Here is a 22,938-nt window from a genome sequence, read left to right as displayed (position 1 = left end):
TGCGGTGCAGTCCTAGACAGCTCCACCACATCGGAGGTCTTCGCCATGTTCAAGACCCGCCAGTGTCAACAACGCTCGTGATCAATACACCTAGCGGGTCCGTGGCCGTGGGGGAACCGGCGGCTCACCCCGGCGGACGGACCCGGGAGCCCGGGCCGCCGGCCGGTCGGCGTGGGCCGAGGAAGTGAGCTGCCAGGGCACGCTCGTGACCATCACGCCCGGGGTGAAGAGCAGCCGGCTCTTGAGCCACAGGGCGGACTGGTTGTGCAGGATGTTCTCCCACCAGTGGCCCACGACGTACTCGGGGACGAAGACGGCGACGGCGTCGCTCGGACTCTCGCGGCGGATGGAGCGGACGTACCCGACGACCGGCCGGGTGATCTCACGGTAGGGGGAGTCGACGATCTTCAGCGGTACGTCGATGCCGTACTCCTCCCAGTGCCGGCGCAGCTCGGCCGTGGCGGCCTGGTCGACGGCGACGGTCAGCGCCTCCAGCCGGTAGGGGTGCGTGGCGTGCGCGTAGGCGAGGGCCCGCAGGGTCGGCTTGTGCAGCCGGGACACCAGCACGATCGCGAACACCCGGCTGGGCGGGGTGAGTTCCGTGTGCGGATCGGTGATCGCCAGCTCCGCCGCCGTGCTGTCGTAGTGGCGTCGAACCGCGCGCATCGTCACCCACAGCACGCTCGCGGCGAGGACGGCCAGCCACGCGCCCTGGGTGAACTTGGTGGTCAGGACGATGAGCAGGACGAAGCCGGTGACGACCGCGCCCACCGCGTTGATCAGGCGCGCGGTGTGGTGGCGCCTGCGGGTGGCGCCGTCGGGTTCGGTGCGCAGCGCGCGGTTCCAGTGCCGCACCATGCCGAGCTGGGAGAGCGTGAAGGAGGTGAACACGCCCAGGATGTAGAGGTGGATGAGGCTGGTGACGTTCGCCCGGTAGCCCCACAGCAGCAGGCCCGCGACGATCGCCAGGGCCAGGATGCCGTTGGAGAAGGCCAGCCGGTCTCCTCGGTTGTGCAACTGGTGCGGCAGATAACGGTGTTGGGCGAGGATGGAGGACAGCAGGGGGAAGCCGTTGAACGCGGTGTTCGCGGCCAGGATCAGGACCAGGGCCGTCACGGCCTGGATGAAGTAGAAGCCGACGCTGCGCTCCCCGCCGAACACCGCCGCCGCGATCTGCGCGATGACCGTGCGCTGGGTGTAGGTGGCGCAGTCCCCGTCGAGACCGGTGAGCCGGCACGCGTCGTCGGTGATGTGCACCTTCGAGACCAGCGCCAGGGTGGTGACCCCGGCGAACATGAGGATCGCGAGCCCGCCCATCGCGGCCAGGGTGGTGGCGGCGTTGCGCGACTTGGGCTCGCGGAACGCCGGGACGCCGTTGGAGATCGCCTCCACGCCGGTCAGCGCCGTGCAGCCGGAGGAGAACGCGCGCAGGACCAGCATGAGCAGGGCCAGGCCCGTCAGATGCGCGTCGGCGGGGTCCGGGGTGATCCCGTAGGCGGCGCTCGCGGCGACCGGCGGGTCCCCGAGGAGATAGCGGATCAGCCCGGTGACCACCATGATCAGGACACCGCCGATGAACAGATAGGTCGGCGCGGCGAAGGCCCGTCCCGACTCGCGCATCCCGCGCAGATTGATGGCCGCCAGCAGCGCGACGAAGACGAGCGCCATCAGGACCCGCTGATGGGCGAGCCCGGGGAGCGCCGAGATGATGTTGTCGACGCCCGAGGCGACCGAGACGGCGACCGTCATGACGTAGTCGACCAGGAGCGAGGCGGCGACGACCAGTCCGGCCGAGGGGCCCAGGTTCGTGGTCGCCACCTCGAAGCTGCCGCCGCCGCTCGGATAGGCGTGCACCACCTGCCGGTACGACAGCACCACGACGGCCATCAGCGCCACCACCGCCCCGGCGATCCAGGGCGTGAAGTGCAGGTACGCCAGTCCGCCGAGGGTGAGGACGAGCAGGATCTCCTGGGTCGCGTAGGCCACGGACGACAGCGGGTCCGAGGCGAAGACGGGCAGGGCCAGCCGTTTGGGCAGCAGCGTCTCGGTCAGTTCCTCGCTGCGCATCGCGCGGCCGATCACCAGGCGTTTGAGGATCCCCGTCACGTTGAGCACGGGCGGAGGTTAAGCCCGCCCGGACGGGTCGGGCGGCCCCGACACTCGGTCGGCCAGGACATTCGGTCCATCCCGGGCATTCACTCCAGCCCCGAGACCTTGAACACCGTCCGCGCGGTCTCGCGGTCGATCCGTTCCGAGACGCGGCGCAGTGCCGTCTCTCCGCAGGTGAGGGTGCCGCGCCGGGCGGAGAGACGGGCGTCCTCGTCCAGGCGGTGCCACAACTCGGGGCTGGCGGCCAGGACATGGGGGTCGATCTCCAGACGCGCTCCGAGGGCGTCGCGCAGGACGAGCCGCTGTCCGACGCCGTCCAGGCAGCGCACGGACACCAGCCGGTCCGTCCGTACCCGCCGGGTGCCGAGCGGTCCCTGGGAGCTGATCCAGCCCTCGCCCGCGGTGATCCGGGCGGGGCACAGGATGACGAAGAGCAGCGCCGCGAGCCCGCACCACAACAGGGCGCGCGGGCCGGTGAGCGTGCCGGCGACGCCGTCGGTCAGGACCAGCAGGGCGAGGAGCGCGCCCGCGCAGCGGATCGAGCTGCGCAGGTCCTGGGCCCAGCGCAGATCGTGCGCGACCTCCCCGGCCGGTGGCGGGGGCGCCTCGGCCGCGGCGCGGGCGTCGTCGCGGGGATCCATACGTCCGACGGTAGTGAGCCCTGGGACCGGGGGCGATGTGCGTTGACGGGACTTTGACGAGCCATGGCGTCAACGTTGCGACAAGGCCGAGGCGCTCCCTGCGGGATGTGCGCGCACGCGATGCGCTCCGCACGCGCTGTGTCAAAGGCGTACGGTGCGCACCGCTGCCCGCTGCCGAGGCCGCCCGCTCTCGCTCAGACGAGGTGGGCGAAGACCACCAGGTTGTCGGTGTAGTCCTTGACCGTGCGGTCGTACGTTCCGGCGCAGGTGATGAGGCGGACCTCGGCGTCGGGAGTGTCGGCGTACACGCGGTCGTCGGGGAAGGCGTTCTTCGCGAAGGTCTCCGCGCTGTCGACGACGAAGTTCGCCGTCCGGCCGTCGGACCGTTCGACGCTGAACTTGTCGCCCTTCTTCAGATCGCCGAGACCGGCGAACACGGCGGCGGACGTCTTCGTGTCGACGTGCCCGGCGATGATCGCCGCTCCCGCCTCACCGGGGGAGACGCCGTCGGCGTACCAGCCGACCATGTTCGTGTCGTTCGCGGGCGGGGGCTGGAGCTTGCCCGTGGAGTCAAGGGCGAGTTCGGTGAAGGGCGCGTCCACCGAGATCTTCGGGATGAGCAGCCGGGTCGGCTCGGCGCGCGGGAGGTGCCGCGCCGCCGGGCGGTCGTTCGAGGGCGAGGCCGAGGACAGGGGCGGGTGCGTGTGTCCGGGGGCCGCCGCGGCGGGAGCGGTGGGGGAGGGACCGGAGGGTTCGTCCTGGCGGTGGAGCACGTTGGTGGCGATCAGGACCGCGATGCCGGCGCACCACACGACCCAAGTCGCACGGCGCCGGAAGGACCGCTCGGGTGACGTGCCGGGTGACGTGTCGGGGATCTCGGCGGGAGAGGACGACCGGGCTGCCATCGGGCACCACCTCATCGGGTCGGGCAGCGGAGCGGAACGGACTGGGCGACGACAACGGGAACAGCGGCAAAGTCGGCGAGGGCGAGAGAAGAGGCAGAAGGCTCAGCAAGCGGAAGGCTCAGCGGAAGGCTCAGCGGAAGCAGCACAGGGAGCAGCGGAAGCAGGACCAGCAGGAGCAGATGTAGGAGCAGCAGGGCCAGCAGATGCAGGAGCAGCAGAAACAGGAGCAGGAGGAGCAGGAGCAGGAGGAGAGACCGGCCGGGCCGCCACAGGTGAAGGGGTGGCGGCCCGGACCGCTATGTCGTCGGGCATGGTCAGGCCACACCACCCTGTGAGCTCCTACGGCGCAGCATGTACACGCCCGCGGCCGCGAGGCCGAGGACACCGACGCCGCCGGCCGTCACACCGGACGACGTGGCGAGACCGCCGCCACCCGTGTGCATGCCGCCGTGCGGCTTCTCCTCGGACTCCTTGCTGCCCGAGTCCCACGAGCCCTTGTCCGAACCGGAGTCCCAGGAGCCGCTGCCGTGGTCGGAGCTGGAGGAGTCCTTGTCCTTGTAGGTCTCCGGGTCGTACTTCTTGTCGCCCTTCGAGGAGTCGTCCGTCTTGATGGACATCAGCGCACCGCCACCGGTGTGCACGCCGCCTTCCGGCTTCTCGTGGTGCCAGCTGGGCTTGCCGTGGTCGCTGTCGTCCTTGCCGTGCTCCTGGCCGTATCCGGAGTCGTCGTGCTCCTTGCCGTAACCGGAGTCGTCGTGGCCCTTGGTGGAGCCGGAGTCCTCGTGGCCCTTGGTGGAGGAGTCCTCGTGGTCCTTGGTGGAGGAGGAAGAGGAGGAGTCGCTGTGGTCCCAGTCGCCGGCCGTGGCGGCGTACGCCCCCGGGGCGGCGATCGCGAGAGCGGCGGTGGCCGTGGCGGCGGCCAGGAGCATGCGGGCAGATCGCATTGTCGAAGTCCTTCCGTCAGACCGGGCAGCTGACCTCTTGTCAGCAGATGAAAATCCGGTGCGACGTGATCAACCGTCAATCCGATGAGCGAAGCGCACCACCCGGGGAGCTCACCCGGCCCAGGGCGAAGGCCCCGCCCCTCGCCCGCCCCGACGGTCCCCCGAGGCGGTTTCGGCATCCCTGACCAGCCGATTCACGGTGTCCACCGGTCGTGGGGCGACCGCGGGCGGCGCCTCGCGCATGACCCGATCGGCGGCGACACGTCTGCGCCGCCGACTGCTCCGGGCGGGGTGCCCACCGTCAGAACCCGTTGCCCTGACGGCTCTTGTCACGGGAGAGCCGTTGGACCTTCATGGACGAGTCGTGTCCCGGCGGTGCCTCGGGACACCAGGGGACCCAGGACGCCGTCACACTGATGGTTCGCGTCGGGAAGAGGGACGATCATGCACGCTGGGCGGAAGATCACGGTGGTGACCGGCGGCAGCCGCGGTATCGGTGCCGCCGTCTGCCGGCGGCTGGCCCTGGAGGGGCATGACGTCGTGATCGGCTACCGGTCCGACCGCGAGGCGGCCGAGCAGGTGGCGGGCGCCGTCGAGGACACGGGCCGGCGCGGTCTTCCGGTGGCCGTGGACACCTCGGACCCCGCCGCGGTCGACGCGCTCTTCGACACGGCGCTCTCCGCTCTGGGCCCGGTCACCGGGCTGGTGAACAACGCGGGTGTCAGCGGCCCCAACGGACCGCTGGCCGACGCCGACCCCGACGGCATGCGGGACGCGCTCGCGGTCAACCTCTTCGGCTATCTGCTCTGCGCGCGCCGTGCCGTACGGGAGATGACCGTCTCCGGCGGGGGCGCGATCGTCAACATCTCGTCGGCCGCGGCGACCCTCGGCAGTCCGGGGCAGTACGTCCACTACGCCGCGGCGAAGGCGGCCGTCGACGCCCTGACCGTGGGGCTGTCCAAAGAGGTCGCGGCCGACGGCATCCGCGTCAACGGTGTCGCCCCGGGCACGGTCTGGACCGACTTCCACGAGGATCCGCAGCGTCCGGCCCGGGTGGCGGCCACCGTCCCCATGGGCCGGGCGGGCCGGCCGGAGGAGATCTCCGGCGCGGTCGCCTGGCTCCTGTCGGACGACGCCTCGTACACGACGGGCACGGTCCTGCGGGTCGCGGGCGGGCTCTAGCCGGGGTGGTTCCGTCGCCGGGAGCCGGGAGCCGGGAGCCGGGAGCCGGGAGCCGGGAGCCGGGAGCCGGGAGCCGGGAGCCGGGAGCCGGGAGGCAGGGGCCGGGGAGCCAGCGGCCGGCGGCGGGCGCGGGACACGGGGCGTGGGGCACGAAAAAGGCGGGGTCCGAGAACCCCGCCCGTCGCCGTGGAACCCTGGATCAGGGCCACACCAGGCAGTACGGCTGGTGCCCCGCCTCGTGCAGGCGGTGGGAGAAGTCCTGCCACTCGTGCAGCAGCTGGTAGACGTTGAAGGCGTCGCGCGGGCCGCCGCGGTCCGGGACCGTGGACCAGATGAAGGCGGCCGCGCCCACGGCCTCCTCGCCTATGCCGCGCAGCGGGTCGACGACGGTCATCGGGAGCTTGACCACGGCGTAGTCGGGGTGCAGGACGACGAGTTCGAGCGGCGGCACCTTGTTCAGGGGGACGCCTTCTATGCCGGTGAGGACCATCGCGGCCATCGTCTCCGGCTTGATCTTGGTGAACATGCCGTTCATGCCGAGTTCGTCGCCGCCGAGTTCTTCGGGACGCATCGAGATCGGGACCCTGGCGGCCGTCGCGCCGTCCGGCGCGCCGAAGTATTTGTACGTCACCCCCACTCGGCCACCATTCCCGCTCTCCGCCCGCAGTCGCTCGACCGCGCGATCGATCCGTTCGTCGGGGTCACCGTGTGAACCCTGTACCTGTCCGGCTCTCCCGGCCGCTTCCTCCGCCTCACGCCGGTGCTTCCCCCGCCGGGCACGCCGAGGGTTGAGGTCATCGGTCCCCTCGCCCAGTCCGCCACCGCGATGCATATCTCCACCCGACTGCTTTTCTAAGTCGCGTGACCCCCGCCACGCAACCCGATCATCGTGACAGTGACCTCCCCCACGGTCGCACGCCGAAACGTGCGCCGAAACACCTGTCCGCGGGATCTTCGCGGCCCCTGAACACCGTCGTTCCAGTGAGCTGTCCGTTCGTGGTCCCAGTTTCGCAGATGGCCGGGGCGGCGGACCCGGTTGTCGTACCGGGCTCCGTCACACCGGCCCGCCGATGGCCGGGATCATTCCTTATGAGACCCGTACGTCGCACCGGGGCGGTCCGTTCACGGCGCCCCGCTCTTCCCCTCGCGGCCCACCGGGCCCCCTGGCCTACCCTGAGGAGGTCACTAGCCCCCCGGAGTCGGAGACGTCGCAGGTCATGACCGAACTGCCTTATCCCTACGAAGCCCCAGCCTCGCAGTCGCTGTTCGACCGTGCGGCGGCCGTCACACCAGGTGGCGTGAATTCTCCGGTGCGCGCCTTCCGCGCCGTGGGCGGTACGCCCCGGTTCATGGTGTCCGGTACCGGTCCGTACCTGACGGACGCCGACGGCCGTGAGTACGTCGACCTCGTCTGCTCCTGGGGTCCGATGATCCTCGGGCACTCCCGCCCCGAGGTCATCGCCGCGGTCCAGGAGGCCGTCGCGCGCGGTACGTCCTTCGGCACGCCCGGTGAGGGAGAGGTCGCCCTCGCCGAGGAGATCGTCGCCCGGGTCGAGCCCGTGGAGCAGGTCCGCCTCGTCTCCAGCGGCACCGAGGCGACGATGTCGGCCATCCGGCTCGCCCGCGGGTTCACCCGGCGCAGCAAGGTGATCAAGTTCGCCGGCTGCTACCACGGCCATGTCGACTCGCTGCTCGCCGCGGCGGGCAGCGGGCTGGCGACGTTCGCGCTGCCGGACACGCCCGGAGTCACCGGCGCCCAGGCCGCCGACACCATCGTCCTGCCCTACAACGACCTCGAAGCCGTGCAGGCCGCGTTCCACGCGCACCCCGGCGAGATCGCCTGTGTGATCACCGAGGCATCGCCCGGCAACATGGGCGTGGTGCCGCCCGCGCGCGGCTTCAACCAGGGCCTCAAGGACGCCTGCGCGAAGAACGGCGCCCTGTACATCTCCGACGAGGTGATGACCGGCTTCCGTACCAGCAGGGCCGGCTGGTACGGGATCGACGGTGTGCGTCCCGACCTGATGACCTTCGGCAAGGTGATGGGCGGCGGCTTCCCCGCCGCCGCGTTCGGTGGTCGCGAGGACGTGATGGCGCACCTCGCGCCGGCCGGGCCGGTGTACCAGGCGGGCACGCTTTCGGGCAATCCCGTCGCCACGGCCGCCGGGCTCGCGCAGCTGCGGCTGCTCGACCAGGCCGCGTACGACAAGGTCGACGCGGTGTCGGAGCGGATCCAGACGCTGGTGACCGAGGCGCTCGCCAAGGAGGGCGTGACCCACCGCCTCCAGCGCGCCTCGAACATGTTCTCCGTCTTCTTCACGGGACGTGAGGTGCGCGACTACGAGGACGCGAAGTCGCAGGAGTCCTTCCGCTACACCGCGTTCTTCCACGCGATGCTGGCGCGGGGTGTCTATCTGCCGCCGTCCTCGTTCGAGTCGTGGTTCGTGTCGACGGCCCATGACGACCAGGCGGTTCAGCGGATCGCCGACGCCCTTCCGGCGGCGGCGCGGGCAGCGGCGGAGGCCACGGCATGAGCGAGATCAGCGGCAAGAACGGCGCGGGCGACATCACCGTCGTCCACCTGATGCGGCACGGCGAGGTCGACAACCCGGACGGGGTGCTCTACGGGCGGCTGCCCGGCTATCACCTGTCCGAGCTGGGCCGGCAGATGGCCGACCGGGTGGCCGAGCACCTCTCCTCGCGCGATGTCACGCATGTCGTGGCCTCGCCGCTGGAGCGGGCGCAGGAGACGGCCACGCCGATCGCGAAGGCGCACGGGCTCGACCTGGCGACGGACGGGCGCCTCATCGAGGCCGACAACGTCTTCCAGGGCAAGACCTTCGGTGTCGGGGACGGCGCGCTGCGGCGGCCGGAGAACTGGAAGCACCTGGTCAACCCGTTCAAGCCGTCCTGGGGCGAGCCGTACGTGGACCAGGTCGTGCGCATGATGGGGGCGCTGGACGCCGCCAAGGACGCGGCGCGCGGCCACGAGGCGGTGGTGGTGAGTCATCAGCTGCCGATCTGGATCGTCCGCAGCTACGCGGAGAAGCGGCGGCTGTGGCACGACCCGCGCAAGCGGCAGTGCACCCTGGCGTCGCTGACCACGTTCACCTACCGCGGCGACAAGATCGTGTCCGTGGGCTACACCGAGCCCGCGCGCGACCTGGTGCCCGCTCATCTCCTCGCGGGCGCCAAGCCGGTGAAGGGCAAGGACAAGGCATTCGGGGCCTGACGGTCGTAAGCGAAGATCCGCGCCAAATGGGCGCATCTTCGTAAAATCATATAAATCTCCGCGCGTTAAACGGAACCCGCGACTTCATCGCGCCCTCTCATGGGATACAAGCTGAGAGTCAGCTGAGAGGGTGCGATGAAAAGAGGACCGTATGCGCGACGTCAGCCGAAGGGGAATGATCGGCCTCGGTGCGGGCGCGGCGACCGCGCTCGGACTCGCCGCGTGCGGCACCACCTCGGGCAAGCAGGCCAAGCACGATCCTGACCCTTCCGCCACGGCCGGCACCGGCCGGCCCGGCGCCCCGAAGAAGCCTGCCGTGCGGCTCATCGGCGACGGCTCCACCGCCTACACCGGCAAGCAGCCGCGCCAGCCCCAGGCCCCCGTACCGCTCGAACCCGGCCAGACCCCGCCGCAGTTCGTCGTGTTCTCCTGGGACGGAGCCGGAGAGGTCGGCACCGGCCTCTTCGAACGCTTCCTCCAGCTCGCCGATGAGCACGACGCGCACATGACGTTCTTCCTCTCCGGGCTGTACCTGCTGCCCGAGTCGAAGAAGCGCCTCTACGACCCGCCGAACAACCCCCGCGGCGCCTCGGACATCGGCTACCTGAGCGACGAACACGTCCGCTCCACGCTGAAGCTGATCCGTCAGGCCTGGCTCGACGGCCACGAGATCGGCACCCACTTCAACGGTCACTTCTGCGGCGGCTCCGGCTCGGTCGGCAACTGGACGCCCCGTCAGTGGACCAGCGAGATCGAACAGGCCAAGTCCTTCGTCACCGAGTGGCGCACCAACACGGGCTGGACCGACCTGCCCCCGCTGCCCTTCGACTACGAGAAGGAACTCATCGGCGCCCGCACCCCCTGCCTGCTCGGCCAGAACAACCTGCTGCCCGCGGTCAAGGAGCTCGGGTGGCGCTACGACGCCTCCTCGCCCGGCGGTGTCCAGCGCTGGCCGCAGAAGAAGGAAGGGCTGTGGGACCTGCCCCTTCAGGCGATGCCCTTCCCCGGACACCGCTTCGAGGTCCTCTCGATGGACTACAACATCCTCGCCAACCAGTCGATCGCCACCACCCGGGCACCCTCGTACAACTACCCGGGCTGGCGCACCCAGGCGTCCGCGTCCTACGTCGCGGGTTTCAAGCGGGCCTACGAGACGAACCGCGCGCCCTTCTTCATCGGCAACCACTTCGAGGAGTGGAACGGCGGCATCTACATGGACGCCGTCGAGCACGTCTTCACCCACATCGCCCAGGAGAAGCAGAAGGGCTCCGACGTGCGCATGGTCTCCTTCCGCCAGTTCGTGGACTGGCTGGACGTCCAGCGGCCCGAGGTGCTCGCGAAACTCCAGGCGATGGACGTGGCCGAGGAGCCCGTCGGCGGCTGGCACCGCTACCTCCGGGGACAGGCTGCCTGAAATGCGATTTTCCGCCCCCGAGGGGGGTGCGGAAGATCCCCGAAACGGGCATGCGAAACTTTTCACATGAGTGCCGCCTGCCGCGCAGACCAGCGCCCGAACCGCCCCCGCGCCGCCCTTCACGCCGCGGGGGCCGCCGTCGCCGCGCTCGTGCTCGCCGCGTGCGGATCCGGCGGCACCTCGGGCGGCGCGGGCAACAGCAACTACGTCCTGGGCAAGGACGGCATCTCCACCGTCGCCAAGGGATCCAGGGACACCGCCCCGGACCTCTCCGGCACGACCGTCGACGGCAAGCGGCTCGATGTCGCCGCCTACAAGGGCAAGGTCATCGTCCTCAACGTGTGGGGCTCCTGGTGCCCCCCGTGCCGCGCCGAGACCCCGAACCTCGTCAAGGTCGCCAAGGAGACCGCCGCGCAGGGCGTACAGTTCGTCGGCATCAACACGCGTGACCCCAGCACCTCCCTGGCCAAGGCCTTCGAGAAGCAGCAGGGCGTCCCGTACCCCAGCCTGTACGACCCGACGGGCAAGCTGATGCTCCGCTTCAAGAAGGGCACGCTCAACCCGCAGACGATCCCCTCCACGATCATCATCGACCGGAACGGGAAGATCGCGGCCCGCACGCTCCAGGCGCTCAGCGAGGACAACCTCCACGAGATGCTCGACCCCGTTCTCGCGGAGAAGTGACCGACGTGTCCCTGCTCCCGACGACCACGAACCTCGCCGCCGTCAGCGGCATGAACACCACGGTCTACAGCGGCGCCCTGCTGCTCGCGCTGCCCATCGCCGTGCTCGGCGGGCTCGTCTCCTTCTTCTCGCCGTGCGTCCTGCCGCTCGTACCCGGCTACCTGTCCTACGTCACCGGGGTCAGCGGCACGGATCTCGCGGAGGCCCGACGGGGACGGATGGTGGCCGGCGCCAGTCTGTTCGTGCTCGGGTTCACCGCCGTGTTCGTCTCCGGCGGGGCGCTGTTCGGATTCTTCGGCGCGACGCTGCACGCGTACAACGACACGCTCAGCAAGATCCTCGGCGCACTGATGATCGCGATGGGCGTCTTCTTCATGGGGCTGATGCCCTGGCTGACCCAGCGCGAGTTCCGCTTCCACAAGCGTCCGGTGACCGGGCTCGCGGGGGCGCCGATACTGGGCGCGCTCTTCGGCATCGGCTGGACGCCGTGCCTGGGCCCGACGCTCACCGCCGTCAACACGCTCTCCATGCAGCAGGCGAGCGCCGGACGCGGGGCCATACTGACCGTCGCCTACTGCCTCGGCCTCGGACTGCCCTTCGTCCTCACGGCGGTCGCCTTCCGCAAGGCGCTCGGCGCGTTCGGCTGGGTGAAGCGTCACTACGCCTGGGTGATGCGGATCGGCGGCGGAATGATGATCGTGACCGGCCTGCTCCTGCTCACCGGTGCCTGGGACGGCATCGTGCAGCAGATGCAGAGCTGGTCCGACGGCTTCACGGTAGGGATCTGACCCATGAGCAGCACTGACACCGGCAAGACGCCCGAGTCCGCCGCGACCCCGCAGGACGAGGGCACGCCCGATCCGGTGAGCGCGAAACGGCACGTCGGTGTGGCCGCCGACGGCGAGCTCGGCGCGGCGGGATCCCAGCTGTCCACCGCGCCCGTGGAGACGGCCGTGCCCGGCTCCTTCGGCGGTGCGCGGACCCCCGGCGCCCGAGGGTGGATCGCCTGGACCGCCCGCGAGGTCACCGGTTGGGCGCGCTGGATCTGGCGCCAGCTCACCTCGATGCGGGTCGCGCTGATCCTGCTCTTCCTGCTGTCGCTCGGCGCCATCCCCGGATCGCTGATCCCGCAGTCCGGCACCGACGCCCAGAAGGTGGCGGACTTCAAGGCCGCGCACAGCGTCCTCGGACCCGTCTACGACAAGCTCGGGCTGTTCCACGTGTACAGCTCGGTGTGGTTCTCCGCGATCTACATCCTGCTGTTCGTCTCGCTCATCGGCTGCATCGTGCCGCGCACCTGGCAGTTCGTCGGCCAGCTCCGCGGCCGTCCGCCGGGCGCCCCCAAGCGGCTGACCCGGCTGCCCGCGTACACGACCTGGCGCACCGCGGCCGAGCCCGAGCAGGTCCGCGAGATCGCGCTGAAGGTGCTCAAGCAGAAGCGGTTCCGGGCGCACGTCGACCAGGACGCCGTCGCCGCGGAGAAGGGCTATCTGCGCGAGACCGGCAATCTGCTCTTCCACATCGCGCTGATCGTGATGCTCGTCGCCTTCGCCTGGGGCCAGCTCTTCAAGTCCGAGGGCGACAAGCTGATCGTCGAGGGCGACGGCTTCTCCAACACGCTCCTGTCCTACGACGACTTCAAGTCGGGCAACCTCTTCAGCACCGACGACCTGACGCCGTTCAGTTTCCAGCTGAAGAAGTTCACCGGCACCTACGAGCGGACCGGCCCCAACAAGGGCACGCCCCGCACCTACCAGGCGGCTCTCACCTACAGCGAGGGCGCCTACGGCAAGGATCGCGCGACGCTCGTCAAGGTCAACGAGCCGCTGGAGATCGGCGACACGAAGGTCTATCTGACCGCCCACGGCTACGCGCCCACCGTGACCGTCCGGGACGGCAAGGGCCAGGTCGTCTTCCACGACGCCGTGCCCCTGCTGCCGCTGGACTCCAACGTCACCTCGCAGGGCGCCATCAAGGTCATGGACGGGTACAGGAACGCGCAGGGGAAGAGCGAACAGCTCGGCTTCTCCGCCTTCTTCGTGCCGACGTTCGCCGGGGCGGGCAAGGGCGACATGTTCTCCCAGTTCCCCGCGCTCGACTATCCCGTGCTCGCGCTGAGCGGCTTCCACGGCAGCCTCGGCGTCGACGCGGGCCTGCCGCAGAACGTGTACCAGCTCGACACGTCCCACATGAAGCAGTTCAAGGATGCCAAGGGCGAGATCGTCAAGTCGCGGCTGCGGCCCGGCGAGACGATGACGCTGCCGGACGGCGCCGGTTCGATCACCTTCGACAAGGACATCAAGGAGTGGGCGAACTTCCAGGTCACCCAGCAGCCCGGCAGTGTCTGGGCGCTGGCCGGGGCGTTCACCGCGATCTTCGGCCTCGCCGGTTCGCTGTTCATCCAGCGCCGCCGTGTCTGGGTGCGGGCGACCACCGGCGACGACGGTGTCACCGTGGTCGAGATGGCCGGGCTCGGCCGCAGCGAGTCCGCGAAGCTTCCCGAGGAGCTCGGCGACCTGGCCGCGCTCGTGCATGAACAGGCCCCCACCAAGCCCGACGAAGACGCGGCCCCCACCGACGCCGACGCCGAACCCCCCGTACCCGCCGCTGAAGGGTCCAAGAAGCAGTGACGCTCGCCACCGCACACGACCTGGGCGCCGTGACCGATCTGGCCACCGCGACCAACGAACACCTCGCCAACATCAGCAACACGCTGATCTACTCCGCGATGGCCGTCTACACCCTGGCCTTCTTCGCCTTCATCGCCGAGTGGCTCTTCGGCAGCCGCAGCAAGGTGGCCCGCACGGCCAACGCGCTCACCGCGAACGGCGCGAAGGCGGCCACGGCGGCTCCCGGGATCACCGTGCAGAAGGCCGGCGGCACCGCCGTGCTGGAGCGGCCGAAGGTCGTCACCCGGTCCGCGGCGGGCGCGCGGGACGTGCCCGACGGGCCCGGCGCGCACGGCGGCGACGAGCAGGGCGACCTCTACGGCCGGATCGCCGTGTCCCTGAGCGTGCTGGCCTGGGCCGTCGAGGCGGCCGGTGTGCTCGCCCGCGCCCTGTCCGTAGGCCGTGCCCCCTGGGGCAACATGTACGAGTTCAACATCACCTTCTCCACCGTCGCCGTCGCGGTGTTCCTCGTCCTTCTCGCGCTGAAGAAGAACGTCCGCTGGCTCGGCCTGCCCCTGATCACCACGGTCCTGCTCGACCTGGGTCTCGCGGTCACCGTCCTGTACACCGCGAGCGACCAGCTGGTCCCCGCGCTGCACTCGTACTGGCTGTACATCCACGTCTCGACCGCGATCCTGTGCGGCGCCGTCTTCTACGTGGGCGCCGTCGGCACGATCCTGTACCTCTTCAAGGACTCGTACGAGAACAAGCTGGAGAGCGGCGGACAGCCGGGCAGCTTCGCCACCTCCGTCATGGAGCGGCTGCCCTCCGCGGCCTCGCTCGACAAGTTCTCCTACCGCGTCAACGCCGCCGTCTTCCCGCTGTGGACCTTCACGATCATCGCGGGCGCGATCTGGGCGGGCGACGCCTGGGGCCGCTACTGGGGCTGGGACCCCAAGGAGACCTGGGCGTTCATCACCTGGGTCGCCTACGCCTGCCACCTGCACGCGCGGGCCACGGCCGGCTGGAAGGGCCGCAAGGCCGCCTACATCGCCCTGATCGCCTTCGGCTGCTGGCTGTTCAACTACTACGGCGTCAACATCTTCGTCGGCGGCAAGCACTCCTACGCGGGCGTGTGACCCGACCCGCCGGGCAGCGACACGAGCAGGGCCCGCGAGGACGGTGAGGGGCCGGGCCGCCATCCGGTGGCCCGGGCCGTCTCGGGCAGAGCGAGGCGGCCCGCGTTGCGCAGCGCCGGATGCGACCGGCCCCGCAGCGCGGCGAAGAACACGGCCTGGTCCCTGATGCCCTCGGCGCGGTCGCGCAGGACGGGCTCCAGGAGTCCGAGACCCGCGGGTTCCTGGACGTTGTCGATCAGCAGGACCGGGCGCCCCCGCCGGTGCGAGCGCTGGACGACACCCGCGTAGGCGTCGTCGAGGTCGGCCAGCAGCGCCCGTACGAGATGGCGTTCGGCGTGTCTGCGGGAGTCGCCGCCCGCCAGGAAGTGCCGGGAGAGCAGGATCAGCGCGAGCTTGGGGCTGCCGTCCGCGTGCGGGTAGTCGCGGTACCAGGCGGCGGCCCCGCGCAGCCGGCGGTGGGCCGGGGAGACGCCCTCCGCGAAGGCCTCCAGGGTCGCCTCGATGACCGGCTCCACCACCGGACCCCTTCCGCCGGTCGCGGCGACGAGCCGGGAGCCCACCTTGTTCACCCGGCGCCCCGCGAACCCCGACAGCCAGGAGTCGCTCTCGCCGAGCAGCAGGATCCGCTCCGCCTCCCGCCGGACGCGCGGTGCGTCGCGGTGGCTCCAGCCGGCCGCAGCGACCGCCAGCAGTCCCGAGGACAGCCGCGGGAATCCGATCCGGCCGGCGCCCTTCACCGGTCCGGCCAGCTGTTCGGCTGCGGTGGTGAGCGCCTGGACCACAGGAGACCAGGACGCGGCCGGACGTTCCTCGGGGGGCGCGGCGAACTGCCGTTCCTCACCGTCCAGAAGGGCGGTGGGGGTGTGTCCGCGGTAGGCCTCGCTCAAGGCGCGGAGCACGGCGGTCTTGCCCAGCCCCCGGTCGCCCGCGAACACCACGAAGGGCGGCTCCACGGGGTGTTCGTACGGTGTGGTGCCCGGCTCGTACGGACGCAGGCCGACCAGCCGTGAGGCGAGTCCGGGCGGATCGGTGTCGAACAGCGCTTCCCGGTCGTCCAGTCGTGTGTGCACCACATCTCCCCCTGGTCCGTGGTCCGGTCCGGACGTGCTGTTGTGAGGTGTATCAACAACTGGGGAAGGAGGGGCAGTTGGTTCGGGATAGGCCATCCGGTGTCCGTTCGCTTACGGAAACACCCGGTCTTTCAGTCGACCGTGATCGAATCGAGCTTCCGGCGCAGATAGACATGGGAGTCCACGGGTTCGTACGCCACGCGACCCACCGGCGCGGGCACCGACTCGACCAGCGTTCCCGGGGTGCATTCGCCGAAGTACACGAGTGAGATCAGTTCCTCGGCGGGTGCGTCGACCGGGGGCGGCAGCACCCGGTGGCGTCCCGAGCGCCAGCGGTCGCCGGTCCAACGGGCCATGAGATCACCGATGTTGATCGTCAGCGCGGCCGGATCGTAGGGCGCGTCCCGCCAGCCGTCCGCGTCCGTGAACACCTGGAGCCCGCCCTTGCCGGTCTGCCGGTCGAGGATGGTGACGGTGCCGAAGTCGGTGTGCGGCCCGATACGGAACTGGCCCGGCCGCGGTGCGCCGACGACCTCGGTGCCCGGATACCAGTTGATGTTGAAGCCGTACGTGGGGTGGTCCATGTGCCGGGTGAAGAAGTCCCGTCCGGGGCCCAGCGCCTCGCCCAGCAGTTCGAGCAGCAGTCTCTCCAGCCCGGCCATCGCCGTCAGGTACTCCTCGCAGAGCTCCCGCAGCGCCGGCACCTCGGCGGGCCAGACGTTCGGCGCGTACCACTCCGCGTCGGTCTCCGGGTCCCCGAACGGCTCGCGGGTCGCGAAGGTCAGGGACTCCTTGAGGTCGGGCGGAGTCTCGGTGCCCTCCGCGTAGCCGTTGGCCTCGGCGCCGGGCCCGAGCCAGCCGCGCCCGCCGACGCGGGTGGCGTACGGCTCCTTGGTTCCGGCGGGCAGCGAGAAGAAGGCGCGGGCGGACTCCCGCAGCCGGGCGCGCAGCCCGGGGTCCACGCCGTGGCCGGTGACGAGCAGGAAGCCCGCTGTGCGCAGGGCCTCGTCGACGGTGTGGGCGAGCGCGGCACGGGCGTCACGGTCCCCGGAGAACCAGGGACCGAGGTCGACCGTGGGCACGCCGGAGCCCGCCGGGCTGTTCGCCGTGTCATCTGCCGCGCCGTCGGCGGGGACCTTCGCCGGTTCATTCACCGATGTCCTCGTTCCACAGGGCCGGGTTCTTCGCGATGAAGTCGCGCATCAGCGCGGTGCACTCGGGATCGTCGAGCAGCATGATCTGCACGCCGTGCTCGGCGAGCCAGTCGTGCCCGCCGTGGAAGGTGACCGCCTCGCCGACGACGACCCGGGAGATCCCGAACTGCCGGACCAGCCCGCAGCAGTACCAGCACGGCGACAAGGTGGTCACCATGGTCGTACCGCGGTACGACCGCTGCCGTCCCGCGTCCCGGAACGCGGCCGTCTCGCCGTGCGCCGAGGGGTCGCCGTCCTGGACGCGGCGGTTGTGGCCCCGGCCGAGGAGGGTGCCGTCCGCGCCGTACAGCGCGGCCCCGATGGGAATCCCGCCCTCGGCCAGTCCGGCGCGTGCCTCCGCGAGGGCGGTCGCGAGCCATGCGCGGGCCTGTGCCTGATCGATGAGCTCCATGACACCACTGTCCCCCGAGCCGCCCCCTCCCATGACGGGAAACACGAGCGGCGGGGGGAAGGCCCCGGAGGAGGTGTCAGGACTCCTCGTCGGACCTGCTCTGCTCCTCGCGCCGCTTCAGCTCCTCCTCGCGGCGGCGCAGGTCCGCCTCCCAGTCCTTCAGCAGGGCCTCGTCCTTGCGGTTCTCGGTCTTGAGGGACTGGAGGAACTCGGGGTTGTCGTCGGGCGCGACGAAGGCCGTCCGCTGGTTGCGGTGCCACTCGGAAGGGGTGGAGCCGCCCGCGGGGCCACGGCGGTTGCGGCCCGCGACCAGCCAGGCGACCGGACCGACCAGCACCTCGCCGAAGAGCAGGATGATGATGACCCAGATCACCTTGGGCAGGCCCCTGACCTCCTCCTCCGGCGTGTTCAGGCAGTCGATGAAGGCGTAGATCCACAGCGCCAGGACCAGCAGGAAGGGCAGATACCTGAGCATGGCCGAACGATCCCCCAGTGAGCGACGGCGGGGCGGCACGGGCCCCCGGTGACGGGCACAGATTAGCGGGTGGCCGATACTTGGACACATGGCTTACGACGATCTTCGCTCCCTGCTCAGGGCGCTGGAGCGCGAGGGAGACCTCAAGCGCATCAAGGCCGAGGTGGATCCGTACCTGGAGGTCGGGGAGATCGTCGACCGAGTACAGAAGGCCGGCGGGCCCGCGCTCCTCTTCGAGAACGTGAAGGGCTCCGCCATGCCCCTCGCGATGAACGTCTTCGGCACCGACCGGCGACTGCTGAAGGCCCTCGGCCTGACGTCGTACGGCGAGATCTCCGAGAAGATCGGCGGACTGCTCCGGCCGGAGCTGCCGCAGGGCTTCGTGGGCGTGCGTGAGGCCTTCGGCAAGCTCGGCGCGATGGCGCACGTACCGCCGAAGAAGGTCAAGGACGCGCCGGTGCAGGAAGTGGTGCTGCGGGGCGAGGACGTCGATCTCGACGCGCTGCCCGCGCTGTTCACCTGGCCCGATGACGGCGGCTCCTTCTTCAACCTCGGGCTCACCCACACCAAGGACCCCGAGTCCGGCATCCGCAACCTCGGCCTCTACCGGCTCCAGCGGCACGACAAGCGCACCATCGGCATGCACTGGCAGATCCACAAGGACAGCCGCAACCACTACCAGGTCGCGGCCCGCAAGGGCGAACGGCTGCCCGTGGCGATCGCCTTCGGCTGCCCGCCCGCCGTCACCTACGCCTCCACCGCCCCGCTCCCCGGTGACATCGACGAGTACCTCTTCGCCGGGTTCCTCCAGGGCAAGCGGATCGAGATGGTCGACTGCAAGACCGTCCCGCTCCAGGTGCCCGCGAACGCCGAGGTCGTCCTGGAGGGCTGGCTGGAGCCCGGCGAGATGCTGCCCGAGGGGCCGTTCGGCGACCACACCGGGTTCTACACCCCGCAGGAGCCCTTCCCGGCCCTGACCATCGACTGCGTGACGATGCGCAAGCGGCCGTTGCTCCAGTCCATCGTGGTGGGGCGGCCCCCGACGGAGGACGGTCCCCTCGGCCGGGCGACGGAGCGGTTCTTCCTCCCGCTGCTGAAGATCATCGTCCCGGACATCGTGGACTACCACCTGCCGGAGGCGGGCGGTTTCCACAACTGCGCGATCGTCTCGATCGACAAGAAGTACCCCAAGCACGCCCAGAAGGTGATGCACGCCGTCTGGGGCGCCCACATGATGTCCCTGACGAAGCTCATCGTGGTCGTCGACGCCGACTGCGACGTCCACGATCTGCACGAGGTCGCCTGGCGCGCGCTCGGCAACACGGACTACGGACGTGACCTCACCGTCGTCGAAGGCCCGGTCGACCACCTCGACCACGCCTCCTACCAGCAGTTCTGGGGCGGCAAGGCGGGCATCGACGCGACGAAGAAGTGGCCCGAGGAGGGCTACACGCGGGACGGCGGCTGGCCCGAGATGGTGCTGTCCGACCCGCGGACGGCGGCGAAGGTCGACCGCCGTTGGAAGGAGTACGGGCTGTGAGTTCAGCTTCCGCGGCGCTTCCGCAGCCGGGCCGCACCAAGGCGTTCCTGCGGCTCGTCATGATCGAGCACTCGGTGTTCGCGCTGCCGTTCGCCTACATCGCGGCGCTCACCGCGATGTTCGAGGTCGACAAGAACATCCACTGGGCCAAACTGCTCCTGGTCACCGTCGCGATGGTGGGTCTGCGCACCTTCGCCATGGCGGCGAACCGGATCATCGACCGCGAGATCGACGCCCGCAACCCCCGTACGGCCCAGCGTGAACTGGTCACCGGCGCGATGAGCGTGAAGCACGCCTGGACCGGCGCGCTCGTCGCCCTCGTCGTCTTCCTCGCCGCCGCTGCCCTGCTCAACCCGCTCTGCCTGGCGCTGGCGCCCATCGCGGTCATCCCGATGGTCGTCTACCCGTACGGCAAGCGGTTCACGAACTTCCCGCAGGCCATCCTGGGTCTCGCCCAGGCCATGGGCCCGATCGGCGCCTGGATCGCCGTCACCGGCACCTGGTCCTGGGACGCGGTCGTCCTCGGCCTCGCGGTCGGCGTCTGGATCGGCGGCTTCGACCTGATCTACGCCTGCCAGGACGTCGAGACCGACCGCGAGATCGGTGTGATGTCCGTGCCGGCCCGCTTCGGCATCCCGGCCGCGATCCGCGGCGCGCGGGTCTGCCACGCCGTCACGACGGGGCTCTTCGTCTGGTACGGGGTGGCCACCGGAGCGGGCGCCTTCTTCTGGCTGGGTCTGGTGATCGTCGCCGGCGCGTTCCTCTACGAGCACTCCATCGTGAAGCCGCACGACCTGAGCCGGCTGAACCGGGCGTTCTTCCAGGTGAACGGGTTCATCGGCATCGCCCTGTTCGTGTGTGCCCTGCTCGACCTGCTGGTGCGCGGGCTGACGGTCTGAGCAGGGGCGGTGGCCGGATAGGCTCGACATCATGAAGCCAGGACAGACGCAGCGCCGGCCTTGGATCGTGGGGGTGTCCGGCGCGTCCGGTACGCCGTACGCGGCCGCGGTGCTGCGTTCACTGCTGGAAACGGGGGAGAGCGTCGACCTGGTCGTCAGCCGGGCCTCACGGCTCACGCTGCTCGACGAGACCGGCCTCCCGTTCCGCGACGCCCACTGGCGGGACGACCTGCGCGCGTGGCTGGAGCGGGGCGCCGACGGCAAACCCGGCACCTTCGACGTCCCCGGGGAGCGTCTCGACGCCGTACGGCACTGGAGCGCGGGCGACCTCGCGGCAGGGCCCTCGTCGGGCTCGTACCCGGCCAAAGGCATGATCATCGTGCCCGCCTCGACCGCCTGCGTGGCCGGAGTCGCCCTCGGTCTGTCGAAGGACCTGCTCCAGCGGGCCGCGAGCGTCACCCTCAAGGAGGGACGCACGCTGGTGGTCGCCGTACGGGAGACCCCGCTGAACGGGCAGACACTGCGTCACCTGGTCTCCCTGGACGACGCGGGCGCCACCGTCCTGCCCGCGTCGCCGGCGTTCTACGCGGGAGCCACCCACATCCAGGACCTGGTGGACTTCGTCGCCGGGCGGGCCCTCGACGCGGCGGGTGTCGAACACGGCCTGTACCGCCGGTGGAAGGGCGAACTCGGGAGCGGCTCCCGGGACGCCACCACCTAGACTCGCAAGATTCTCAGGACTTCTCAGACCTTTTCAGTGGAAGGCTTCGATCGCATGGACGCGGTGGACAGGCAGCTCATCCAGGCCCTGAGGGAGAACGGCCGGGCCTCCTACGCGGAGCTGGGGCGCCTCGTCGGGCTGTCGGGACCCAGTGTCACCGACCGCATCAACCGGCTGGAGGCGGCCGGCGTCATCACCGGGTACCGCGCGACGGTCGACTCGGCCTCGCTCGGTCTCGGCGTCACCGCCCTGATCGGCATCTCGCTGTCCGACGCGGCCGACCACGAGGACGTGGCCCGGCGCCTGCGCGACCTCAGCGAGATCGAGGACTGCTGGTTCATCGCGGGCGACGACTCGTTCATGCTCAAGGTGCGCTCCAGCGACGTCGACGGACTGGAGAAGACCATCCGGCGGCTGTCCGGGACCAAGGGCGTCTCCCGCACCCGCACGACGATCGTGCTGTCCACGAAGTGGGAGAACCGGGTCGGAGAGCTGCCCGAGGAGGAGTAAGAGGCGTCCTCGGCACGAAGGCCCTGGTGGGGGCCTTCTGCCGAAAAGCCGGGGGAGTACGGTTGGCAGCGTTCGTCACAGGGAGAGGTAATCGCATGGATGTCGGGCTCAAGCGCGAGCTGGAGGACAAGGTCCGGGCCGGTGAGCGGCTCAGCCGCGAGGACGGCATCGCGCTGTACGAGTCGGACGACCTGGCCTGGCTCGGTGGCCTCGCGCACGAGGTGCGGACGCGGAAGAACGGCGACGTCGTCCACTTCAACGTCAACCGTCACCTCAACATGACGAACGTGTGCACCGCGTCCTGCGCCTACTGCTCGTTCCAGCGCAAGCCGGGCGAGAAGGACGCGTACACGATGCGCATCGAGGAGGCCGTCCGCCTCGCCACGGCGATGGAGGGCGAGAACCTCACCGAGCTGCACATCGTCAACGGCCTGCACCCCAGCCTGCCCTGGCGCTACTACCCGCGCTCCCTCAGCGAGCTGAAGAAGGCGCTGCCGAACGTCTCGCTGAAGGCGTTCACCGCGACCGAGATCCACCACTTCGAGACCATCTCCGGGCTGTCGGCCTCGGAGATCCTCGACGAGCTGATCGAGGCCGGACTCGAATCGCTGACCGGCGGCGGCGCGGAGATCTTCGACTGGGAGGTCCGGCAGCACATCGTCGACCACCGCACCCACTGGGAGGACTGGTCGCGCATCCACCGCCTCGCGCACGAGAAGGGTCTCAAGACCCCGTGCACGATGCTGTACGGGCACATCGAGGAGCCCCGGCACCGGGTCGACCACGTGCTGCGGCTGCGTGAGCTCCAGGACGAGACCGGCGGCTTCCAGGTCTTCATCCCGCTGCGCTACCAGCACGACTTCGTGGACATGCAGGACGGCAAGGTCAGGAACCGGCTCCAGGCGCGGACCCAGATGGCGACCGGCGCCGAGGCGCTGAAGACGTTCGCGGTCTCCCGGCTGCTCTTCGACAACGTCCCGCACGTCAAGGTCTTCTGGGTCATGCACGGCGTCCAGACCGCCCAGCTCGCGCTCCAGCACGGCGCGGACGACATGGACGGCTCGGTCGTCGAGTACAAGATCACGCACGACGCCGACAACTACGGCACGCCGAACAAGCTGACCCGCGAGGACCTGCTGGACCTCATCCGGGACGCGGGCTTCCGGCCGGTGGAGCGCAACACGCGCTACGAGATCATCCGCGAGTACGACGGACCGGACCTGGCGCGCCGCGAGACCCCGCAGGCCATGCGGGTCTGA

Annotated in this window: 22 protein-coding genes; 13 read left to right on the top strand and 9 right to left on the bottom strand. The window is 70.2% G+C overall.

Annotated elements, in window-relative coordinates:
- Positions 1 to 90: 90 nt before the first annotated feature.
- The 4 genes from ACZ4AA_RS32445 to ACZ4AA_RS32430 all read right to left on the bottom strand — a co-directional run bounded on the left by ACZ4AA_RS32445 (position 91) and on the right by ACZ4AA_RS32430 (position 4,599).
- Positions 91 to 2,067, bottom strand: a complete 1,977-nt coding sequence (locus ACZ4AA_RS32445) for an APC family permease (protein ID WP_467610702.1) — start codon at positions 2,065 to 2,067, stop codon at positions 91 to 93.
- 128 nt (positions 2,068 to 2,195) lie between these two features.
- A complete protein-coding gene (locus tag ACZ4AA_RS32440) occupies positions 2,196 to 2,750 on the bottom strand; it encodes a hypothetical protein (RefSeq protein ID WP_467610683.1) in 555 nt (184 codons plus the stop codon).
- A 194-nt stretch (positions 2,751 to 2,944) separates the two neighbouring features.
- Positions 2,945 to 3,655 carry a class F sortase gene (locus tag ACZ4AA_RS32435; protein WP_467610681.1) on the bottom strand — a complete coding sequence of 237 codons (711 nt, stop codon included), beginning with the start codon at positions 3,653 to 3,655 and terminating at the stop codon, positions 2,945 to 2,947.
- Between the two features lie 314 nt (positions 3,656 to 3,969).
- Entirely contained in the window at positions 3,970 to 4,599 is a 630-nt protein-coding gene (locus ACZ4AA_RS32430) for a hypothetical protein (protein WP_467610679.1), read from the bottom strand.
- 444 nt (positions 4,600 to 5,043) lie between these two features.
- Here ACZ4AA_RS32430 and ACZ4AA_RS32425 point away from each other — a divergent pair, with 444 nt between their 5' ends.
- Positions 5,044 to 5,781: an SDR family NAD(P)-dependent oxidoreductase gene (locus ACZ4AA_RS32425; RefSeq protein WP_467610677.1), complete on the top strand. Its 738-nt coding sequence runs from the start codon at positions 5,044 to 5,046 to the stop codon at positions 5,779 to 5,781.
- Between the two features lie 199 nt (positions 5,782 to 5,980).
- Here ACZ4AA_RS32425 and ACZ4AA_RS32420 read toward each other — a convergent pair whose 3' ends face one another.
- The gene (locus tag ACZ4AA_RS32420; protein WP_019061278.1) at positions 5,981 to 6,418 is read right to left on the bottom strand and encodes a hypothetical protein; all 438 of its coding nucleotides are present in this window, start codon (positions 6,416 to 6,418) and stop codon (positions 5,981 to 5,983) included.
- A 580-nt stretch (positions 6,419 to 6,998) separates the two neighbouring features.
- Between ACZ4AA_RS32420 and hemL the strand changes: the two genes are divergently transcribed.
- From hemL to ccsB, 7 genes are all read left to right on the top strand, one after another.
- On the top strand, positions 6,999 to 8,315 hold the full coding sequence (gene hemL, locus ACZ4AA_RS32415) for a glutamate-1-semialdehyde 2,1-aminomutase (protein WP_467610674.1): 1,317 nt from the start codon (positions 6,999 to 7,001) through the stop codon (positions 8,313 to 8,315).
- Complete coding sequence (locus ACZ4AA_RS32410) at positions 8,312 to 9,013, top strand: histidine phosphatase family protein (RefSeq protein ID WP_467610672.1); 702 nt, start codon at positions 8,312 to 8,314, stop codon at positions 9,011 to 9,013. Before hemL ends, ACZ4AA_RS32410 begins: the two co-directional genes overlap by 4 nt.
- A gap of 151 nt (positions 9,014 to 9,164) precedes the next feature.
- Complete coding sequence (locus tag ACZ4AA_RS32405) at positions 9,165 to 10,427, top strand: polysaccharide deacetylase family protein (RefSeq protein ID WP_467610670.1); 1,263 nt, start codon at positions 9,165 to 9,167, stop codon at positions 10,425 to 10,427.
- Between the two features lie 66 nt (positions 10,428 to 10,493).
- The gene (locus ACZ4AA_RS32400; RefSeq protein ID WP_467610668.1) at positions 10,494 to 11,111 is read left to right on the top strand and encodes a TlpA family protein disulfide reductase; all 618 of its coding nucleotides are present in this window, start codon (positions 10,494 to 10,496) and stop codon (positions 11,109 to 11,111) included.
- 50 nt (positions 11,112 to 11,161) lie between these two features.
- The gene (locus tag ACZ4AA_RS32395) at positions 11,162 to 11,899 is read left to right on the top strand and encodes a cytochrome c biogenesis CcdA family protein (protein WP_467610700.1); all 738 of its coding nucleotides are present in this window, start codon (positions 11,162 to 11,164) and stop codon (positions 11,897 to 11,899) included.
- Between the two features lie 3 nt (positions 11,900 to 11,902).
- On the top strand, positions 11,903 to 13,741 hold the full coding sequence (gene resB, locus ACZ4AA_RS32390; protein ID WP_467610666.1) for a cytochrome c biogenesis protein ResB: 1,839 nt from the start codon (positions 11,903 to 11,905) through the stop codon (positions 13,739 to 13,741).
- A complete protein-coding gene (gene ccsB, locus ACZ4AA_RS32385) occupies positions 13,738 to 14,859 on the top strand; it encodes a c-type cytochrome biogenesis protein CcsB (protein WP_467610664.1) in 1,122 nt (373 codons plus the stop codon). The genes resB and ccsB overlap by 4 nt, the downstream gene beginning before the upstream one ends.
- Here the strand turns inward: ccsB and ACZ4AA_RS32380 are convergent.
- The 4 genes from ACZ4AA_RS32380 to ACZ4AA_RS32365 all read right to left on the bottom strand — a co-directional run bounded on the left by ACZ4AA_RS32380 (position 14,844) and on the right by ACZ4AA_RS32365 (position 18,009).
- The gene (locus tag ACZ4AA_RS32380; RefSeq protein ID WP_467610662.1) at positions 14,844 to 15,929 is read right to left on the bottom strand and encodes a hypothetical protein; all 1,086 of its coding nucleotides are present in this window, start codon (positions 15,927 to 15,929) and stop codon (positions 14,844 to 14,846) included. The two genes, ccsB and ACZ4AA_RS32380, sit on opposite strands and share 16 nt — an antisense overlap.
- Positions 15,930 to 16,060: 131 nt before the next feature.
- Positions 16,061 to 17,011, bottom strand: coding sequence for an isopenicillin N synthase family dioxygenase (locus ACZ4AA_RS32375; protein WP_467610698.1), 951 nt, complete (start codon positions 17,009 to 17,011; stop codon positions 16,061 to 16,063).
- 64 nt (positions 17,012 to 17,075) lie between these two features.
- A complete protein-coding gene (locus ACZ4AA_RS32370; protein WP_467610660.1) occupies positions 17,076 to 17,534 on the bottom strand; it encodes a nucleoside deaminase in 459 nt (152 codons plus the stop codon).
- Positions 17,535 to 17,610: 76 nt separating this feature from the next.
- Entirely contained in the window at positions 17,611 to 18,009 is a 399-nt protein-coding gene (locus ACZ4AA_RS32365) for a PLD nuclease N-terminal domain-containing protein (protein WP_467610658.1), read from the bottom strand.
- Between the two features lie 88 nt (positions 18,010 to 18,097).
- Between ACZ4AA_RS32365 and ACZ4AA_RS32360 the strand changes: the two genes are divergently transcribed.
- The 5 genes from ACZ4AA_RS32360 to mqnE all read left to right on the top strand — a co-directional run bounded on the left by ACZ4AA_RS32360 (position 18,098) and on the right by mqnE (position 22,938).
- Complete coding sequence (locus ACZ4AA_RS32360; protein ID WP_467610656.1) at positions 18,098 to 19,549, top strand: menaquinone biosynthesis decarboxylase; 1,452 nt, start codon at positions 18,098 to 18,100, stop codon at positions 19,547 to 19,549.
- Positions 19,546 to 20,448 (top strand): menaquinone biosynthesis prenyltransferase MqnP, encoded by a 903-nt coding sequence (gene mqnP / locus ACZ4AA_RS32355; protein WP_467610654.1) that lies wholly within the window; start codon positions 19,546 to 19,548, stop codon positions 20,446 to 20,448. Before ACZ4AA_RS32360 ends, mqnP begins: the two co-directional genes overlap by 4 nt.
- Positions 20,449 to 20,479: 31 nt before the next feature.
- Positions 20,480 to 21,169, top strand: coding sequence for a UbiX family flavin prenyltransferase (locus ACZ4AA_RS32350; protein ID WP_467610652.1), 690 nt, complete (start codon positions 20,480 to 20,482; stop codon positions 21,167 to 21,169).
- Positions 21,170 to 21,223: 54 nt separating this feature from the next.
- A complete protein-coding gene (locus ACZ4AA_RS32345) occupies positions 21,224 to 21,679 on the top strand; it encodes an Lrp/AsnC family transcriptional regulator (protein ID WP_266761447.1) in 456 nt (151 codons plus the stop codon).
- A gap of 95 nt (positions 21,680 to 21,774) precedes the next feature.
- Positions 21,775 to 22,938 carry an aminofutalosine synthase MqnE gene (mqnE, locus tag ACZ4AA_RS32340; protein WP_467610649.1) on the top strand — a complete coding sequence of 388 codons (1,164 nt, stop codon included), beginning with the start codon at positions 21,775 to 21,777 and terminating at the stop codon, positions 22,936 to 22,938.

Source organism: Streptomyces sp. NPDC024698 (genome assembly GCF_055559015.1).
Note: the sequence above shows the minus strand (reverse complement) of the source record. Positions and strands in the feature narration are given on the sequence as shown.

Coding starts and splice junctions, on each gene's coding strand:
- ACZ4AA_RS32445 (WP_467610702.1), bottom strand. CDS start 2,067: ATGCGCAGCGAGGAACTGACCGAGACGCTGCTGCCCAAACGGCTGGCC.
- ACZ4AA_RS32440 (WP_467610683.1), bottom strand. CDS start 2,750: ATGGATCCCCGCGACGACGCCCGCGCCGCGGCCGAGGCGCCCCCGCCA.
- ACZ4AA_RS32395 (WP_467610700.1), top strand. CDS start 11,162: ATGAACACCACGGTCTACAGCGGCGCCCTGCTGCTCGCGCTGCCCATC.
- ACZ4AA_RS32430 (WP_467610679.1), bottom strand. CDS start 4,599: ATGCGATCTGCCCGCATGCTCCTGGCCGCCGCCACGGCCACCGCCGCT.
- ACZ4AA_RS32370 (WP_467610660.1), bottom strand. CDS start 17,534: ATGGAGCTCATCGATCAGGCACAGGCCCGCGCATGGCTCGCGACCGCC.
- ACZ4AA_RS32345 (WP_266761447.1), top strand. CDS start 21,224: ATGGACGCGGTGGACAGGCAGCTCATCCAGGCCCTGAGGGAGAACGGC.
- mqnE (WP_467610649.1), top strand. CDS start 21,775: ATGGATGTCGGGCTCAAGCGCGAGCTGGAGGACAAGGTCCGGGCCGGT.
- ACZ4AA_RS32350 (WP_467610652.1), top strand. CDS start 20,480: ATGAAGCCAGGACAGACGCAGCGCCGGCCTTGGATCGTGGGGGTGTCC.
- hemL (WP_467610674.1), top strand. CDS start 6,999: ATGACCGAACTGCCTTATCCCTACGAAGCCCCAGCCTCGCAGTCGCTG.
- ACZ4AA_RS32425 (WP_467610677.1), top strand. CDS start 5,044: ATGCACGCTGGGCGGAAGATCACGGTGGTGACCGGCGGCAGCCGCGGT.
- ACZ4AA_RS32400 (WP_467610668.1), top strand. CDS start 10,494: ATGAGTGCCGCCTGCCGCGCAGACCAGCGCCCGAACCGCCCCCGCGCC.
- ACZ4AA_RS32365 (WP_467610658.1), bottom strand. CDS start 18,009: ATGCTCAGGTATCTGCCCTTCCTGCTGGTCCTGGCGCTGTGGATCTAC.
- ACZ4AA_RS32435 (WP_467610681.1), bottom strand. CDS start 3,655: ATGGCAGCCCGGTCGTCCTCTCCCGCCGAGATCCCCGACACGTCACCC.
- resB (WP_467610666.1), top strand. CDS start 11,903: ATGAGCAGCACTGACACCGGCAAGACGCCCGAGTCCGCCGCGACCCCG.
- ACZ4AA_RS32360 (WP_467610656.1), top strand. CDS start 18,098: ATGGCTTACGACGATCTTCGCTCCCTGCTCAGGGCGCTGGAGCGCGAG.
- ACZ4AA_RS32410 (WP_467610672.1), top strand. CDS start 8,312: ATGAGCGAGATCAGCGGCAAGAACGGCGCGGGCGACATCACCGTCGTC.
- ACZ4AA_RS32405 (WP_467610670.1), top strand. CDS start 9,165: ATGCGCGACGTCAGCCGAAGGGGAATGATCGGCCTCGGTGCGGGCGCG.